Annotated in this window: 18 protein-coding genes; 9 read left to right on the top strand and 9 right to left on the bottom strand. The window is 64.3% G+C overall.

What is annotated here, in order from left to right; translation table 11 throughout:
* Positions 1 to 25 precede the first annotated feature (25 nt).
* Positions 26 to 421 carry a hypothetical protein gene (locus tag EOB80_RS04385; protein ID WP_127326784.1) on the bottom strand — a complete coding sequence of 132 codons (396 nt, stop codon included), beginning with the start codon at positions 419 to 421 and terminating at the stop codon, positions 26 to 28.
* 446 nt (positions 422 to 867) lie between these two features.
* On the opposite strand from EOB80_RS04385, the gene EOB80_RS04380 reads away from it, so the two are divergent.
* Together EOB80_RS04380 and soxR are read left to right on the top strand one after the other, a co-directional pair.
* Positions 868 to 1,326: a tRNA (cytidine(34)-2'-O)-methyltransferase gene (locus EOB80_RS04380; RefSeq protein ID WP_127326783.1), complete on the top strand. Its 459-nt coding sequence runs from the start codon at positions 868 to 870 to the stop codon at positions 1,324 to 1,326.
* Between the two features lie 160 nt (positions 1,327 to 1,486).
* On the top strand, positions 1,487 to 1,948 hold the full coding sequence (soxR, locus tag EOB80_RS04375) for a redox-sensitive transcriptional activator SoxR (RefSeq protein WP_127326782.1): 462 nt from the start codon (positions 1,487 to 1,489) through the stop codon (positions 1,946 to 1,948).
* On the opposite strand, the gene EOB80_RS04370 is transcribed toward soxR, so the two are convergent.
* A complete protein-coding gene (locus EOB80_RS04370; protein ID WP_013529975.1) occupies positions 1,945 to 2,202 on the bottom strand; it encodes a hypothetical protein in 258 nt (85 codons plus the stop codon). The genes soxR and EOB80_RS04370 overlap by 4 nt on opposite strands.
* Before the next feature lie 166 nt (positions 2,203 to 2,368).
* Between EOB80_RS04370 and hemF the strand changes: the two genes are divergently transcribed.
* The 3 genes from hemF (at position 2,369) to EOB80_RS04355 (ending at position 4,271) form a co-directional block, all read left to right on the top strand.
* A complete protein-coding gene (gene hemF, locus EOB80_RS04365) occupies positions 2,369 to 3,283 on the top strand; it encodes an oxygen-dependent coproporphyrinogen oxidase (RefSeq protein ID WP_127326781.1) in 915 nt (304 codons plus the stop codon).
* Between the two features lie 307 nt (positions 3,284 to 3,590).
* Positions 3,591 to 3,851, top strand: coding sequence for a DUF1344 domain-containing protein (locus EOB80_RS04360; protein WP_127269427.1), 261 nt, complete (start codon positions 3,591 to 3,593; stop codon positions 3,849 to 3,851).
* A gap of 234 nt (positions 3,852 to 4,085) precedes the next feature.
* Entirely contained in the window at positions 4,086 to 4,271 is a 186-nt protein-coding gene (locus tag EOB80_RS04355; protein WP_013529972.1) for a DUF1059 domain-containing protein, read from the top strand.
* Between the two features lies 1 nt (position 4,272).
* On the opposite strand, the gene EOB80_RS04350 is transcribed toward EOB80_RS04355, so the two are convergent.
* The 3 genes from EOB80_RS04350 to EOB80_RS04340 are packed head-to-tail and all read right to left on the bottom strand — an operon-like array spanning position 4,273 to position 6,796.
* Positions 4,273 to 5,538, bottom strand: a complete 1,266-nt coding sequence (locus EOB80_RS04350; protein WP_127326780.1) for a CCA tRNA nucleotidyltransferase — start codon at positions 5,536 to 5,538, stop codon at positions 4,273 to 4,275.
* Positions 5,535 to 6,167 carry a CoA pyrophosphatase gene (locus EOB80_RS04345; RefSeq protein WP_127326779.1) on the bottom strand — a complete coding sequence of 211 codons (633 nt, stop codon included), beginning with the start codon at positions 6,165 to 6,167 and terminating at the stop codon, positions 5,535 to 5,537. Before EOB80_RS04345 ends, EOB80_RS04350 begins: the two co-directional genes overlap by 4 nt.
* Positions 6,167 to 6,796 (bottom strand): DUF1285 domain-containing protein, encoded by a 630-nt coding sequence (locus EOB80_RS04340; RefSeq protein ID WP_127326869.1) that lies wholly within the window; start codon positions 6,794 to 6,796, stop codon positions 6,167 to 6,169. The genes EOB80_RS04345 and EOB80_RS04340 overlap by 1 nt, the downstream gene beginning before the upstream one ends.
* A 154-nt stretch (positions 6,797 to 6,950) precedes the next feature.
* Here EOB80_RS04340 and EOB80_RS04335 point away from each other — a divergent pair, with 154 nt between their 5' ends.
* The 4 genes from EOB80_RS04335 (at position 6,951) to EOB80_RS04320 (ending at position 13,935) form a co-directional block, all read left to right on the top strand.
* Complete coding sequence (locus tag EOB80_RS04335) at positions 6,951 to 7,955, top strand: MoxR family ATPase (RefSeq protein WP_127271985.1); 1,005 nt, start codon at positions 6,951 to 6,953, stop codon at positions 7,953 to 7,955.
* On the top strand, positions 7,955 to 8,974 hold the full coding sequence (locus tag EOB80_RS04330; protein WP_127326778.1) for a DUF58 domain-containing protein: 1,020 nt from the start codon (positions 7,955 to 7,957) through the stop codon (positions 8,972 to 8,974). Before EOB80_RS04335 ends, EOB80_RS04330 begins: the two co-directional genes overlap by 1 nt.
* On the top strand, positions 8,971 to 11,793 hold the full coding sequence (locus EOB80_RS04325; protein ID WP_127326777.1) for a DUF4159 domain-containing protein: 2,823 nt from the start codon (positions 8,971 to 8,973) through the stop codon (positions 11,791 to 11,793). Before EOB80_RS04330 ends, EOB80_RS04325 begins: the two co-directional genes overlap by 4 nt.
* Positions 11,794 to 11,856: 63 nt before the next feature.
* The gene (locus EOB80_RS04320) at positions 11,857 to 13,935 is read left to right on the top strand and encodes a hypothetical protein (protein WP_127326776.1); all 2,079 of its coding nucleotides are present in this window, start codon (positions 11,857 to 11,859) and stop codon (positions 13,933 to 13,935) included.
* A 2-nt stretch (positions 13,936 to 13,937) separates the two neighbouring features.
* Here the strand turns inward: EOB80_RS04320 and clpS are convergent, their stop codons facing one another.
* The 4 genes from clpS to EOB80_RS04300 all read right to left on the bottom strand — a co-directional run bounded on the left by clpS (position 13,938) and on the right by EOB80_RS04300 (position 15,598).
* Positions 13,938 to 14,243, bottom strand: coding sequence for an ATP-dependent Clp protease adapter ClpS (gene clpS / locus EOB80_RS04315; protein ID WP_023809857.1), 306 nt, complete (start codon positions 14,241 to 14,243; stop codon positions 13,938 to 13,940).
* A gap of 240 nt (positions 14,244 to 14,483) precedes the next feature.
* Positions 14,484 to 14,849: a hypothetical protein gene (locus tag EOB80_RS04310; RefSeq protein ID WP_127326775.1), complete on the bottom strand. Its 366-nt coding sequence runs from the start codon at positions 14,847 to 14,849 to the stop codon at positions 14,484 to 14,486.
* Between the two features lie 173 nt (positions 14,850 to 15,022).
* Entirely contained in the window at positions 15,023 to 15,256 is a 234-nt protein-coding gene (locus EOB80_RS04305) for a hypothetical protein (RefSeq protein WP_013529962.1), read from the bottom strand.
* A gap of 39 nt (positions 15,257 to 15,295) precedes the next feature.
* Positions 15,296 to 15,598 (bottom strand): hypothetical protein, encoded by a 303-nt coding sequence (locus tag EOB80_RS04300; RefSeq protein WP_127266560.1) that lies wholly within the window; start codon positions 15,596 to 15,598, stop codon positions 15,296 to 15,298.
* Positions 15,599 to 15,774 lie beyond the last annotated feature (176 nt).

The following is a 15,774-nucleotide window of genomic DNA, read 5'->3' as shown; positions in this document are numbered from 1 at the left end:
TATGCCTGTGAAATGTGTTTGCCGCTTACGCGGCACGTGAGCGTACGAAATCCCCGGAACCCATGGCGTCAAGGGCCGACGGTCTGGAATCACCCGGACCGTCGGCCCTGCTTCGCGCAATATAGGGGCTCGCGGGCTTTTCGCCGACAGCTGCGCCAGACGATCCTGACGACACGGTGCCGCCAGCCCGGTTTTTCGCGCCCGGCCGGATCAGCCGGATGATCCGGCGCACCAGCGAAGGCCGGCTCAGATCGGGAACCGCGCGCGAAAAATCGACATCCGGCAGCATGCCGCGATGCGGCCGGCGGCGAACCTCGGCGTGCACCGCCGACGAATAGGTGTCGCCGATCAGCAGCGCCCAGGTCGGCAGTCGATGGATATGCAGGCTCCTCGAGCCAGGTATTCTGTAGGGATCGAACATCGGTCCGTCCTCCGTGTGAAAATCGAGATAAAAAGGCGAAGCAATATCGTCCGCCGGCATTCGGCCGGAGGCACGCATTGCGTCGGTCTGGACATGACGACGATCGTCGGTCCGGACAGCTTCAGATGGGGCGTTCAGCCCTTTTGACTTTTTGAAAAACATCGCAGGATTCCTTCGAGAGCCGAAAAATCGTTTCGGCGGGAATCGGTGCGATCAAGTCTTAGAGAGTCAGGAGAATCGTCGTACCGAAACCGCCGGCAGGCAGGTAAGCCCACGAGAGGGGCGCTGGATGTGCATGGTCATCATGAATTACCCCTCCATCGGTTCGGGTTGACAATGCTGGCCGTATAACCGACTTCGCAGAAAATGGCCACCCGCAGGTCCAGCAATTTCCAAAACCGCCAGGCCGCTGTGGCCGATCCGCCACTTATTAGAAGGACGCGGAAATGAACTGTCGTCTCCGCATCGCGCTCTACCAGCCTGACATTGCCGGCAACACCGGAACAATCCTGCGCTTCGCCGCGTGCCTCGGACTTGGCGTCGACATCATCGAACCGGCCGGATTTCCGCTCTCCGACAAAGCGCTCAAGCGAGCCGGCATGGACTACCTCGAAATGGCTGCCCTGACCCGGCATGTCGACTGGCACGCCTTCGAGGAATGGCGCAAGGCTGGTTCGCGCCGGCTGGTGCTGCTGTCGACCAAAGCCACGACGGCCTACACCAGCTTCATCTTCGCCGAAGGCGACATACTCCTGTTCGGCCGGGAATCCGCAGGCGTGCCGGATCCTGTCCATCAGGCGGCGGATACGCGGCTGACCATCCCGATGCAGGGTACGGCGCGCAGCATCAACGTCGCGCTTTCCGTCGCCATGGCGGCGGGCGAAGCCATCCGGCAACTCGGATAGAATCCACAACCCATCGACAACATCACCCCTGTCGTCGACGACGACAGAGCTTTCTCCACTTATTCTCACCCAGGCGCACATCGCCTTCTCCTGCATTTGCCCAAACGATATTTCTTCGCTACAAGCTCAACTTAACTTGAGGTCAAGCGGAAAGTGCGAAATGGCTGCTGTCACGGAATTAACAGTCGGCCAGGTCGCCATGCGCAGCGGTGTGGCGGTGTCGGCATTGCATTTCTATGAGGCCCGCGGCCTGATCCGCAGCCACCGTACGGCGGGAAACCAGCGCCGCTACGGCCGCGACGTGCTGCGGCGCGTGGCGATCATCAAGGTCGCGCAGGAGGTCGGCATCTCGCTGGCCGAGATCGGTGAAGCCCTGGCGTCACTGCCCGAGGGCCGCACGCCGACGCGCGACGACTGGAACCTGCTGTCGACCGCCTGGCGCGACGGGCTCGACCACAAGATCGCCCAGTTGAAGAAACTGCGCGACGGGCTGACCGACTGCATCGGCTGCGGCTGCATGTCCATCGACAAATGCCCGCTGCGCAACAAGGGCGACCGGCTGGCGCGCGAGGGGACAGGGGCAAGGAGGCTGGTTGCTCCGCCTCTCTCGAGGACAGCCTAGTCAGCCGCTGGCAACCGCCTGATGGTGAACTCGATGAGGTCGCCCGGCCGCTCGAACCAACTTTCGATCTCGGTCCAGTAGGCCTGCTTGGGAAAGCGCTCGAACCATTCCTTGGCCTTGAGCCGCGCATCGGAGCGCGGCAGCACGAAGGTCTCGCGCAGGAAACCGTCACGCGGCATACGCACGCGCTCGGCACGGCTTTGATCGAGCCTTTTCTTCAGGCCATCCAGCGGCGGTCTTGCCGGGGTGCGCACGAAACAACTCCTTGCACCTGGCGCATGACCCGAAATCGGAATCGAGTTTCGGAAAGGATCATGCGCAAAACCAAAGTGACTTGACCCTTGCCCTTAAGAGATTAGGGATCGCGCCGGCAAAAGACGAGTCATTTGTGGGACTCGCCGCCCCAACCGGAGACGGCACTTGGAAAGACCAGAAATACCGGCAGGCCTACCCGCCGACATCGAACAAAAGAAGATGAAGGCACGGCTGTGGTTCGAGGCGCTGCGCGAACGCATCTGCGCCAATTTCGAGCAGATCGAGCAGGACCTTGGCGGGCCGCTGGCCTCGTGGTCGCCGGGCCGTTTCGAAAAGACGCCGTGGGAACGAGACGAGGGCCGTGGCGGCGGCGGTACCATGTCGATGATGCACGGCCGCGTCTTCGAAAAGGTCGGCGTCCACACTTCGACCGTCCATGGCGAGTTCTCGCCCGAATTCAGGAAGCAGATGCCCGGCGCCGAGGAAGACCCGCGCTTCTGGGCATCCGGCATTTCGCTGATCGCGCACCCGTGGAATCCCAACGTTCCGGCCGTGCACATGAACACACGCATGGTGGTAACATCGCGCCAATGGTTCGGCGGCGGCGCCGATCTGACACCGGTGCTCGATCGCCGCCGCACCCAGGACGACCCTGATACCCTCGCCTTCCACCGCGCCATGCAATTCGCTTGCGAGAAGAATGCCGCGGTCGCCGATTACCCGAAATTCAAGGCCTGGTGCGACGAGTACTTCTATCTGTCGCACCGCAACGAGCCGCGCGGCACCGGCGGCATCTTTTTCGACTGGCTGCATTCGGGCGAGGACAAAGGCGGCTGGAATGCCGATTTCAACTTCGTCCAGGATGTCGGCCGCTCCTTTCTCGTCGTCTACGGTCACCTCGTGCGCGCCAACTTCAACGAGAACTGGACCGATGGCGACCGTGACGAACAGCTCATCCGCCGCGGCCGCTATGTCGAATTCAATCTCCTTCACGATCGCGGCACCATCTTCGGACTGAAGACCGGCGGCAATGTCGCGTCCATTCTCTCCAGCCTGCCGCCCGAGGTTCGCTGGCCGTAACAAAATGGTGAGCGCGGCGTGAGTCGCATTGATGTCCCATTCGCTCGAAATGGGCATGGAATGTGGCACACGGTGCGGCGCAAAATTTCTTTTTCGTCTAATAGGCCGTTGAAAAGACTGGCCTATTTGTGGGGCCGGGTCGGGAAGCGCCGGCGGTTCGCCTGCGCGCTATTCCAGGAAAGTGCGAAACGGCTTTCCGACCGGAATTGCGTCAGACAAAGCGAGCCGCGACCCGACGCGACCGACGGCCCAGACGACGCGGGGCACCTCATTGAGAGGGATGCCCTACTTCCAGGAGTACTTCGCAATGCGCAAGATCATTGTTTCGGCGGCCGCCGCTGCCCTTCTCGCTTCCGGTTCGGTGGCATTCGCCGCCGTCAAGCACACCACCGGAACGATCAAGACCTTTGACGCAACGGCCATGAGTCTGGTCCTCGACGATGGATCGTCTTTTACGCTTCCCAAGACCTTCAAGGATCCTGGCCTGCAGGTCGGTGAAAAAGTCCGTGTCTCATGGGATATGAAGGGCAAGAACAAGGTCGCCGAGGCCGTCAAGGCCGCAAAATGATGGCTTGCCCGCCAGAGCAGGATGAGACGATGTCCGGTCCTGTTTCGGGATAGTGTTAAGAGGGCGGAGCAGCGCTGCTCCGCCTGTTTGCCGTTGACCGCAACCAATGCCGCCCCATCTGTGTTATGCTTCTCACCCGCTCGCGGTCCGCGGATTAAACCCTGGAACTGGACCATGAGCCAAAAAAAGTACCGGAGCCTCGACCAGGCTTCACGGAGGAAAAGGAGAAATCTCATGAAGGAATTTCACTGCGGGTCGCTCGTGCCCGGCTGTGACTGGCACACGCGTGCCGACGAGGAGGCCGAGGTCATGCGCCGTGCCGTCGAGCACATGCGCGAGACGCATGGTGAGACGGTCATCCGCGAGACGATGATCGAGGCGATCCGCTCGCGCATCGAAAAGACCCGCGACGCGGCCTGATCTACCCGGCGTTCAAAGCTTCGGCGGCGCGCTTGAGGAGCGCGTCGCGATCAGGGGTAAACCCGGCTTCGACCCATTCCGCCTCGAGATTCCTGAGGATTTCGCCGAGTTTCGGTCCTGGAGTTGCGCCGAGCGCCGTGAGATCGGCACCTTTCAGCGGAAACAACGGCTTTTCCCATTTGACGGCGAAGGCAAGCAGGCGCGAAAAGCCACCGGCTTCGAGCAGCGCCTCATTGTCCTCGACGGCGCGCACCCTGGCTGCCGCAAGCGACAGCCGCAGCCGGTCGACAAACCCGTTCCGGTCGCCGCGATAGAGCCTTTTCGCCAGTTCGCCCTCGGTCGTCTTCGGTTCGACGGCGGTGGCAAGCGCCCAGTGGCGCAGGCGATCCGCTTCGGCTGTCGAGAATTTGAGCCGCTCGGCGAGCGTCTTCATGCGAGCGGCATCGGGCGGCACGATCGCTTCCAGTCTGAGCAGCGGGTCGGGTGCCCAGCCCAGATCCTTCCCGGCCTTGGCCAACCCATGGATGGCATCGATGCCCCATTTCTCGCTTTCCGGCAGCGCTGCGGTCAAGACGCCTGCCTGCCGCATCCAGAGCAGCGCCCGTGACGGATCGGGCGCCGACAAGAGCTTCTTCAGTTCCGACCAGATGCGCTCGGCCGAAAGCTGGGCCAGCCCTTCCTTAAGCCGGGCGCAGGCTTTCAGCCCTTCGGCGTCCGGCCGTCCATCGCCGTACCAGGCGAAGAAGCGGAAGAAGCGCAGGATGCGCAGATAATCCTCGCGGATACGCGCTTCCGGGTCGCCGATGAAGCGCAGCCGGCGTGCCTCGATGTCGGCAATGCCGCCGACCAGGTCGACAACCCTGCCGTCGGCCTCGGCATAGAGCGCATTGATGGTGAAGTCGCGCCGCTCGGCGTCAAGCTTCCAGTCGCGCCCGAACGACACTTTCGCGCGTCGCCCGTCGGTCTCGATATCGGCGCGCAAGGTGGTGATTTCATAAGGTTTTCCGCCGGCAACCACGGTGATTGTCCCATGTTCGATGCCGGTTGGCACCGCCTTGAACCCTTCCGCTTCGGCGCGGCGGAGGGTTTGCTGCGGCAGGCAGGTGGTGGCGATGTCGATGTCGGCGACGGGCTGGCCCATCAGCGTGTTGCGCACCGCGCCGCCGGCGACTCGCGCCTCTTCACCGCCTTCGGCCAGTGCGAACAGCAGGCGCTGCAGATGCTTGTCGCCGAGCCAGTCGGCCCTGTCCGCGATCGAGACACTCACGCATAGAGCCTTTCATAGAGGGTACGGATGATGCCGGCGGTGACGCCCCAGATGCGCCGGTCGCCGTAAGGCATGTCGTAGAAGAACCATTCGAGATCGTTCCACATACGGCTGTCGCGCTTGTGGTTGGCCGGGTCCATCAGGAAGCGCAGCGGCACTTCGAAAGCGGCGTCGACCTCGTCGGCGTTGAGCGTCAGTTGGAAACCGGGCCGCACGATGCCCAGCACCGGCGCGATGCGGTAGCCGCTGCCGGCCACATAGTCGGGCATGCGGCCAATGATCTCGATGCGGTCTCGGCCAAGCCCGATCTCCTCGAAAGTCTCGCGCAGCGCCGCCGCCTCAGGGCTCGGATCGGTCGGATCGATGGTGCCGCCGGGAAATGCCACCTGCCCCGAATGGCTGCGCAGCTTTTCGGCCCGTTTGGTCAGGAGAACCGTCGCATCGCCCTCATGATCGACCACCGGGATCAGCACCGCGGCATTGCGCAGCGCCTTGTCCTGGTTGAGGCGCGGATGGCCGGGGTTGAAGCGATGATCGCCATAATCGTCGCCGGCATGCGCATCGGGCTGCACGGCAAAACGCGCGCGAAAATCCGCGGATGAAAACGGCGCCGGCGTCACCTGGTCCATCACGCACTCAGCCGCTTCAACTGGTCCGCCGGCATGATAGGGAACACGGCGCCCTTTGAGCGCACCGCGAACATCGTCTTGCCGCCGATCTCGACCTCCTCGCCATGCCCGACCAGTTCATACATAACCGGCCGCGCCACCAGCGCCTCCAGACGGCCACGCACCAGCACATAGGGCTTCAATCCGCCGGTCTCGTTCTCGTCGACAAAGCGCAGCGGCCGTTCCGGCCCGGCCTCGACGACATCGCCGACATTGGTGCGGAAGGTGATGGTCTGCGCTTCGCCGCTACCCGAAACGTCCATTTCGACTGCGATGAACGGCGCATCGGCAACGCGGATGCCAACCTTTTCCACCGGTGTCACCAGATAGGTCCTGCCATCGGCGTCCTTGCGCAGCACCGAGGAGAAAAGCTGCACCAGCGGCATGCGCCCGATCGGCGTGCCCAGATAGAACCAGGTGCCGTCGGACTTGATCTCCATGTCCAGATCGCCGCAGAAGTCGGGATTCCAGCGTTCGACGGGTGCCGCGCCCTTGCCGGCACGGGCGGCGCGCGAGATGAGCGCCTCGAGGCCACGCGCCTCGGTGGCATCCGTCAGGCTTTCTTCGCGATGTCCCAAGGGTCCCGTCATGGTCACGAAATAGTCACTGTTGTTGCGCTTGTCAGCCTAAGTCTGTGATTTAAGTTTCGACATAGGCGCCACGCGAGGCCGAATCGCGGCAACTTATGGTATGGTGCAGCCGTTGTTCCAGCCATGGTATTCCAACCACAAGGATCGATGCGGCATGAGCGTGATGGTCAAGGAAAGCCCTATCAGCGAAAAGGACATGATCGCCGAGGCCGAAAAGGCGCTTGCCGACATCTCCCGGATCCGCGACGGGGTCGGCCGGGTCATCTTCGGACAGGAAAGCGTCGTCGAGCGTACTCTGGTGGCGCTGCTGGCCGGTGGCCATGCGCTTTTGGTCGGCGTGCCGGGCCTCGCCAAGACCAAGCTGGTCGAAACACTTGGCATCGTGCTCGGCCTCGATTCGCGTCGCATCCAGTTCACGCCGGACCTGATGCCGTCCGATATCCTCGGCTCCGAAGTGATGGAGCAGGACGAAACCGGCAAACGCTCCTTCCGCTTCATCTCCGGGCCGATCTTCGCCCAGTTGCTGATGGCCGACGAGATCAACCGCGCGTCGCCGCGTACCCAGTCGGCGCTGCTGCAGGCCATGCAGGAATACCACGTCACCATTGCCGGCGCCCGCCATGACCTGCCGGCGCCCTTCCACGTGCTGGCAACCCAAAACCCGCTGGAGCAGGAAGGCACCTATCCGTTGCCCGAGGCCCAGCTTGACCGCTTCCTGATGCAGGTGGATATCCTCTATCCCGAAATCGAGGCAGAGCGCCGCATCCTTCTGGAAACCACCGGCATCGAGGACGCGAAAGCGCAAAACGTGCTGCAGCCGGTGCGGCTGAAGGAGATCCAGACGCTGATCCGCCGCATGCCGGTGCCTGAAAGCGTCGTCGAGGCGATCCTGACGCTGGTGCGCTCGGCGCGTCCCGGCCAAGGCAATGCCGAGACCGACAAGAACGTCGCCTGGGGTCCCGGCCCGCGCGCCAGCCAGGCGCTGATGCTGTGCACAAGGGCGCGCGCGCTTTACGACGGACGGCTGGCGCCCTCGGTTGACGACGTCCGTGCGCTGGCCGAGCCGGTGCTGCAGCATCGTATGGCGCTGACCTTCGCCGCCCGCGCCGAAGGCACCGGCGTGCGTGACGTGGTGGCGAAACTCGTGAAAGGAATTTGATGCCGCGCATCGGCGAGGTCCAGGCTCCGGCAGCGACGCGCGACGCGCTCGCCCGTGGCCGGTTGCGAGCCTCGCTTGTGCCAGACCTGCTGGTCGAGGCGCGCCGCATCGTCAACACCGTGATCGCCGGCTGGCATGGCCGCCGCAAGCGCGGCATCGGTGAAAATTTCTGGCAGTTCCGGCCCTATGTCGAGGGAGATTCCTCGCGCATCGACTGGCGCCGCTCGGCCCGCGACGACCACACCTATGTGCGCGACCGCGAATGGGAAGCCGCCCATACGGTCTGGCTGTGGGCCGACCCCTCGCCGTCGATGCTCTACAAATCGACCGGCGCCAGCGTTTCCAAGCAATCGCGCGCACTGGTGCTGGCGCTGGCCATGGCCGAACTGTTGTCGCGCAGCGGCGAGCGCATCGCCTGGCCGGGCCTCACCGACCCGTTCACCGCCCGCAACGGCGCCGAACGCATCGCCGCCCAGTTGATGCATGCCGGCGATTTGCCGGCAAAACCCGACCTGTTCGACATCAGGCGCTTCTGCGACATCGTCATCGTCAGCGACTTCCTCGATCCGGTCGAAGAGACGATGGCCTGGCTCGACGTGCTGGCCCGCCACGGCGTGCGCGCGCACCTGATCGAGGTCGCGGACCCGGCCGAGGAGACCTTCCCCTATGCTGGCCGAACCGAGTTCACCGATCCCGAGACCGGCGACAAGCTGACCGCCGGCCGCGCCGAAATGCTGGGTGATGAGTATCGCCTGCTCTACGCCGCCCGCCGCCATCAACTGACGGTCTGGTGCAAACGGCTTGGCTGGAGCTTTACCGTCAACCACACCGATCGGCTCGCTTCCGACGCACTGGTGCGGCTGCACATGGCGATGACTGCTGACGGCCCCTCGGCCAGGCCGACCGCCGGCGGTCATGCAGGCATGATCGCCAGCGGCGATCAGCCAGGGCCGACCGACTTTGGCAGTCGTGCCGGCACGATCGCCGGTGGCGATCGACCAGGAAAGGCTGTCGTATGAGTTGGCTGCCGCTTTCCTTTGGCGCCCCCATGGTGCTGTGGGGCCTGCTGGCACTGCCGGTGATCTGGTGGCTGCTCAGGCTGACGCCGCCCAAGCCGCAGACCGAAATCTTCCCGCCGCTGAAGATCCTGGCCCGCGTGCTGAAGCGCGAGGAGACGCCGCAGCAGAGTCCGTGGTGGCTGACGCTGCTCAGGCTCTTGATGGCGGCCCTCATCGTCGCGGCATTGGCCGACCCGGTCTTCAACCCGCGCGAAAAGCTGCCGGCCGAGGGAGCCGCCCTTGCCCTGGTCATCGACAATGACTGGGCAAGTGCCGCCGACTGGGGCAAACGCGTCGCCACCGCCGAGCGGCTGATCAACGATGCCGGCGCCAACGGCGTGCCGGTCGTCATCGCCTTCACCGCCGAAAAGGCCAATGCCGAGGTCGGCCCGTTCGATGCCGCCACCGCGCTTGACCGGCTGCGCGCCGCCAAGCCGCGGCCGATCCCGACCGACCGACCCGCCATCTATGCCCGCGTCGCCGGCGTGCTGGAGACCTTGCCCGGGGCCAGTGTCGCCGTGCTTGCCGACGGCCTGGCGGCAAAAGGCGATGAGGCCGCCTTCAACACGCTTTTGTCGAAAAATGCCGCGCGTGTCGTCTGGGCAACCGCAGACAGGCTGTCGCTGACCGGCCTGACCGCCGCCGACAACCAGGTCGACGGCTTTGCACTGACCGCCATCCGCGCGCCGGGCGACCCTGCCCCTGCTCAGGTCACCGCCGGCGCCTTCGATGACAAGGGCCGCCGCATCGCCGATGCGACGCTGACCTTTTCGCCTGGCGAAACCACCGCCACCGGCACCATGGCGGTGCCGTTCGAGCTGCGCAACGACTTCGCTTCCATCGCGCTCGACGGCGAGCGGCAGGCTGGTGCGGTCCGCGTCCTCGACGAAAGCTCCAAGCGGCGGCGCGTCGGTCTATTGTCGCAGGCCGAGGCCGACCAGGCACAGCCGCTTTTGTCGCCGCTCTACTACATCAGGCGGGCGCTGCAGCCCTTCGCCGATCTGGTCGAACCCTCCAGCGCCGATCTTGCCGACGCCATCCCGCAGATCCTCGACCAGAAGCCCGCGATGATCGTCATGGCCGATATCGGCACCATTCCCGGACAGGTCCGGCAGAGACTTGTCGATTGGGTCGACAATGGCGGCACGCTGGTGCGTTTCGCCGGTTCGCGGCTGGCCACGGCGGGCGATGACGACGATTTGCTGCCGGTCCGCCTGCGCACCGGCGAGCGTTCGCTCGGCGGCGCGCTGTCATGGACGTCGCCGCAGCCTGTCACCGAATTCCCTAAGGCCGGCCCGTTCGCCGATCTGGCGCCGCCGACCGAGGTCACCGTCAGCAGGCAGGTGCTGGCCGAGCCGACACCCGATATCGTCGAGCGCACCTGGGCGGCCCTTGCCGACGGCACGCCGCTGGTCACCGGACTGAAGAAAGGCAAGGGCACGCTGGTGCTGTTCCACGTCACCCCTGAGGCAACCTGGTCGAACCTGCCGATCTCTGGCAGCTTCGTCGAGATGCTGCGCCGCATCGTGCAGCTGTCGCGCAACCAGGGCGCGGCCATCGCCAATGCCGAAGCCGCCGCGGCATCGCTGGCGCCCTATCGCATGATTGCAGCCGACGGCTCGCTGGTGCCGCCGACGCCGGATGCACGGCCGCTGGTGCCGGGCGCCGGCGCGCTGCCGGTGACTTTTGAAAACCCGCCCGGTCTCTATGGTTCCGAGACGGGTGTATTTGCCCATAATTTGCTTGAAGCCGACAGCACGCTGGCCCCGCTGGCGCGCCCGCAAATCACTGTTCCCATCACCTCGATCCAGTATGCCTTTGACGAATCGCGCAATTTGAAGGGCGCGCTGGTGGCGGCCGCCCTGGTGCTGATGCTGCTCGACACGCTGGCGGTATTCTGGATGGGCGGCCTGTTTTCACGCCGGCCGCGCCACGCCGGTGCGGTGGCAACCACCGCCGCCATCCTGATTGCGCTGGGTAGCTTGTTCGGTCATGCCGACCTTGCCCGCGCCGACGACGCCAAGCCGGGTGACGAAATTGCCATCGAGGCGATTTCGAAGACCCGCATCGCCTATGTGCTGACCGGCGTGCCGGGCGACGATTCGATCAGCCGCGCCGGGCTCGAGGGCCTGACGCGCTTTCTGGTCGAGAAGACGGCGCTGGAACCGGGCGAGCCGGCTGGCGTCGACATTTCGAGGGACGAGTTGTCGTTCTATCCGCTGATCTACTGGCCGATCGATCCGGCCGCACCGATGCCCAGCCAGGCAGCGATCGCCCGCGTCGACGCCTATATGCAGCAAGGCGGCACGGTGCTGTTCGACACCCGCGACCAATTCGCCAACGGCATCGGCGCCGATTCGACCAGCCCGGCGACGGAGCGGCTGCGCGACATCCTCGGCAACCTCAACGTGCCGCCGCTGGAACCGGTACCGTCCGACCACGTGCTGACCAAATCCTTCTTCATCCTACCCGAATTCCCCGGCCGCTTCGCCGGCAGCCCGCTCTGGGTCGAGGCCTCGCTCGACGCCAGCAACGCCGAGAACCGGCCGGTGCGTACCGGCGATGGCGTCTCGCCGATCATGATCACCGCCAATGATTTCGCTGGCGCCTGGGCGGTCGACGAGAACGGCGATGCGCTGCTGCCGACTGTGCCGGCAGACCCGATGCAGCGCATCTACGCGCTGCGCGCCGGCGTCAACATCATGATGTACATGCTGACCGGCAACTACAAATCCGACCAGGTGCACGTGCCCATACTGCTCGAACGGCTGGGGCAGTAGAATGAGTTTGTTTGGTGCCCTCCGGTCGCGGATAAACCCTCCCCAAAAAGAGGAGGGTAAGGAATGAATTGGTCGATCTCCTTCGAACCGCTGATCTCCTGGCCACTGCTGACCTTGGCGCTGGTGCCGCTGGCGCTGCTTGCGCTGGTCGGCCTGTGGTTTCGCCAGCGCGGTTCGGTCTTCCGCTTCATCGCCCTTCTGGCGCTCGCCGCCGCTTTGTTCAACCCGGTGTTCCTCAACGAGGAGCGCGAGCCGCTGAAAAGTGTTGTCGCCCTCGTCGTCGACCGCAGCCAGAGCCAGGATATCGGCGACCGCACCAAGCAGACCGACGAGGCGTTGGCCGGGCTGCAGCAGCGGCTTGGCCGATTCAAGCAGTTCGACGTGCGCGTCGTCGAGGCCGGCAAATCCGAGGCCGCCGAGGAACGCACCGAGACACGGCTGTTCGGCGCGCTTGAAGGCGCCTTCCGCGACGTGCCGCCGTCACGCATCGGCGGCGCCATCATGATCACAGATGGCGAGGTCCATGACGCCCCCCCGGGAGCGCCCGATTTCAACGCTCCGCTGCATGCGCTGATAACCGGCAACGATCACGAGAAGGATCGCCGCATACGTTTCGAGAACGCCCCGCGCTTCGGCCTTGTCGGCAAGCCGCTCGACATGACCTACCGCGTCATCTCGACCGAAAACGAGACCGGCCCGGTCGATGTGCGCGTTTCGGTCAATGGCGAACAGGTCGCGGTCGAGCACGCCACTGTCGGCCAGGCGATGCCGTTGCAGGTCACCATTCCGGGCGCCGGCCGCAACATCGTCGAACTCGCCATCGATCGCGAGCCGGGCGAACTGACCGACACCAACAACCGCGCCATCGCGCTCATCGACGGCATTCGCGAGAACTTGCGCGTGCTGCTCGTCTCCGGCGAGCCGCATGCCGGCGAACGCACCTGGCGCAACCTGCTGAAATCCGACGCCTCGGTCGATCTCGTCCATTTCACCATCCTGCGGCCGCCGGAAAAGCAGGACGGCACGCCGATCAACGAATTGTCGCTGATCGCCTTCCCGACCCGCGAACTGTTCGTCGAGAAGATCAAGGATTTCGACCTCATCATTTTCGACCGCTACCAGCACCGCGACGTGCTGCCGATCCTCTATTACGACTACATCTCCGAATATGTCGAAAAGGGCGGCGCGCTGCTGATCGCGGCCGGCCCCGAATATGCCGGCGAAAGCTCGATCGCGCGTACGCCGCTGATGTCCGCCCTGCCGGCGATGCCGACCGGCGAGGTGGTCGACAAGGCCTTCTATCCGCGCCTCACCGAACTCGGCCAGCGCCACCCGGTGACGCGTGGGCTGGATGGCTCTGCCACCGAGCCGCCGCACTGGAGCCGCTGGTTCCGCACCATCGGCGTGCAGAATCCCGAAGGCGCAGTGGTGATGAAGGGCGCCGACAACCGGCCGCTGCTGTTGCTCGACCGTAAGGGCGAAGGCCGCGTCGGCATGCTGCTGTCCGATCAGGGCTGGCTGTGGGCGCGCGGCTTCGAGGGCGGCGGCCCGCATGTCCAGCTCTACCGGCGCATCGCCCACTGGCTGATGAAGGAGCCTGAGCTCGAGGAAGAGCGGCTGACCGCCGACGGCCGCGGCATGGTGCTGGAAATCCGCCGCCAGACGATGGCCGACGATCCCGGCCCCGCGCAGATCATCACCCCATCCGGCAAGACCTTGACCGTCAAGCTCGAGAAATCCGAGCCCGGCGTCTTCCTCGGCAGCGTCGAGACCAGCGAGATCGGCCTCTATCAGGTCGCCAATGGCGACCTCACCGCGCTCGCCCATGTCGGGCCGGTCAACTCCCCGGAATTCGCCGACGTCATTTCCACCGAAAGCCGGCTGAAGGCGCCGGCTGAAGCCACCGGCGGCAGCGTGCGCCGGCTGGCGTCGTCCACAGCCCTTGGCAGCGACGTGACGCTACCCTCCATCGTGCCTGTGCGCTCGGCTGGTGCCGCGTCCGGCAACGACTGGATCGGACTGCGCACCACGGACGACAGCGTGCTCAAGGCCGTCTCGCGCGTGCCGCTGTTCGGCGGCTTCCTCGGCCTCGGCCTGCTGCTTCTGGCAATGGGTTCGATGTGGTACCGCGAAGGACGGTAGAGCTACTCCTCCGGCTCCGTCGTGAACATCAGCGGATAGCCCTTGGCCTTGCCGGCATCGGTGGCGCGCGTCGCCTTGGTCTCGGCGACATCCCTGGTGAACACGGCGACGACGCAGACGCCGCGACGATGCGCGGTGATCATCACCCGATGCGCCTGGTCTTCGCTGAGTTTGAACTCACCCTTCAGCACCGTCACGACGAATTCGCGCGGCGTGAAATCGTCATTGATGAGGATGACCTTGTAGAGCTTTGGCCGTTCGACCTGCGGCTTGACCTGGACGCGCGGTTTTGTGGTGATTTCAGGCATTGGAACCGACAGTTAGAGCAATTCCAGGAAAAGTGTAAAACGGTTTTCCGCCCGGAATTGCGTCAAGACAAAGGATCAGAACGGTTCGCCGTTTCCACGAAACGGTGAATTGCTCTGGCGTAGCAACCCTGCCGCCATTCTGGCACCAGCGAAAGCGGTCGTCCATTTTGGTCGACGCGCGAAAACCAGTGTCCGCCGACGCGGCCATTCACAATCATGTGGGAAAGTGTCGGTTGCCGTTCAACGGCCCTGGCGGCCGAACATGCGACGGCTGGGAATCTGCCGCGCGGTCGTGGCGGGCCGGATATCGGGGTGAAAGCGGTTTCCACCCGCATCCGCCCGGCGTTCCAGCCAGACCGTGATCGGCCACGCGGCGACGCAGATCACCGTCGCGCCTGTCAGCACGATCAGCAGCCAGGTCTGTGCCGGCGTGATGTAGTCCCAGTTGGTGGAAATCGCCGGCGCGAACAGCGAAGGCTCGGTGCGTCCGGTGGCCGGATCGGGCACCGGGCTGGCGGTGAACAGGATCAGCACCCTGGCGACGCCGGTGGCAACCAGGCCGCCGATCACCATCGAGCGCAAAATGGACGAAAGCCGCTTCTTCATGCGGATTGTCCTACACGGCCGGCGTTGCAAACGGGTTAAGTGTCAGTCGAGGCGGAAGCTGCCGGTGCCAGACTTCGTCAGGGCTTCAGTGGCTCGGACAGGAAGAAGGCCGCTCCAGCCGAAACCAGCTGGAGCGTCCTTGGCCAACAGCCGGCATTTTATGCCGGACCTGATTACGTCTTCGGGGCGTCCTTCTTGACGGCCTTCTCGGCAGCCTTCTTGTGCTTCTTGACGGTCTTCTTGACGACCTTCTTCGGAGCAGCCTTGGCCGGAGCGGCAGTCGCCGGAGCTGTGGTCGTCGAAGCAGCCGGAGCAGCGGTCGTGGTGGCGGCGGCGTTGCCGAGAGCCGGCATCGCGAAAGCCAGAGCGACGGCGAGACCGGTGGCGGAGAGGATGGACTTTTTCATGGCTTCGTTTCCTTTTTATGCGGGTCAAGTTTCTGAGTGTTACTGAACCGGGTCGTTCGGCGTCACTCCAAGCAGCTTCAAAGCATTGGCGAGCATCCGGATGCCCTGCGCCTGTTTCTTGGCGGCGCAGTACCGGTTGCCCTTTCTCTGAAGTGCCTTTGCCGCGGTGACCTGCGTTGCCGTGGCGTGGGTTTCGAGGGCTTCATCAAATTGGTGGCTGAGATTGGCGCACCGTTCGCTCCGGGTTGTGAGCGTCACCTTTGCGTCCGATTGTCCGACAGCGGCAGTGACCAGGCAGAAGCCCAGCAACGCACCCAACAAACTGATCGACAACCTTGGCATCGGTTTATCCGTAAACCCGGAGACTAGCGTCGCAGCCGATGACCTGACCGCCACGAGACCAGTTATGCCCTTGAAATTTTTCAGGAGTTTTTCTGAACTGTAGAATTTTGTTTCTGGATTGTGTCTGAGAAAGCCGGTGTGAACCCATCATAGCCACTGGCCAACATATGGCCTGA

Source organism: Mesorhizobium sp. M7A.F.Ca.MR.245.00.0.0 (genome assembly GCF_003997415.1).
Lineage (GTDB): Bacteria > Pseudomonadota > Alphaproteobacteria > Rhizobiales > Rhizobiaceae > Mesorhizobium.
Note: the sequence above shows the minus strand (reverse complement) of the source record. Positions and strands in the feature narration are given on the sequence as shown.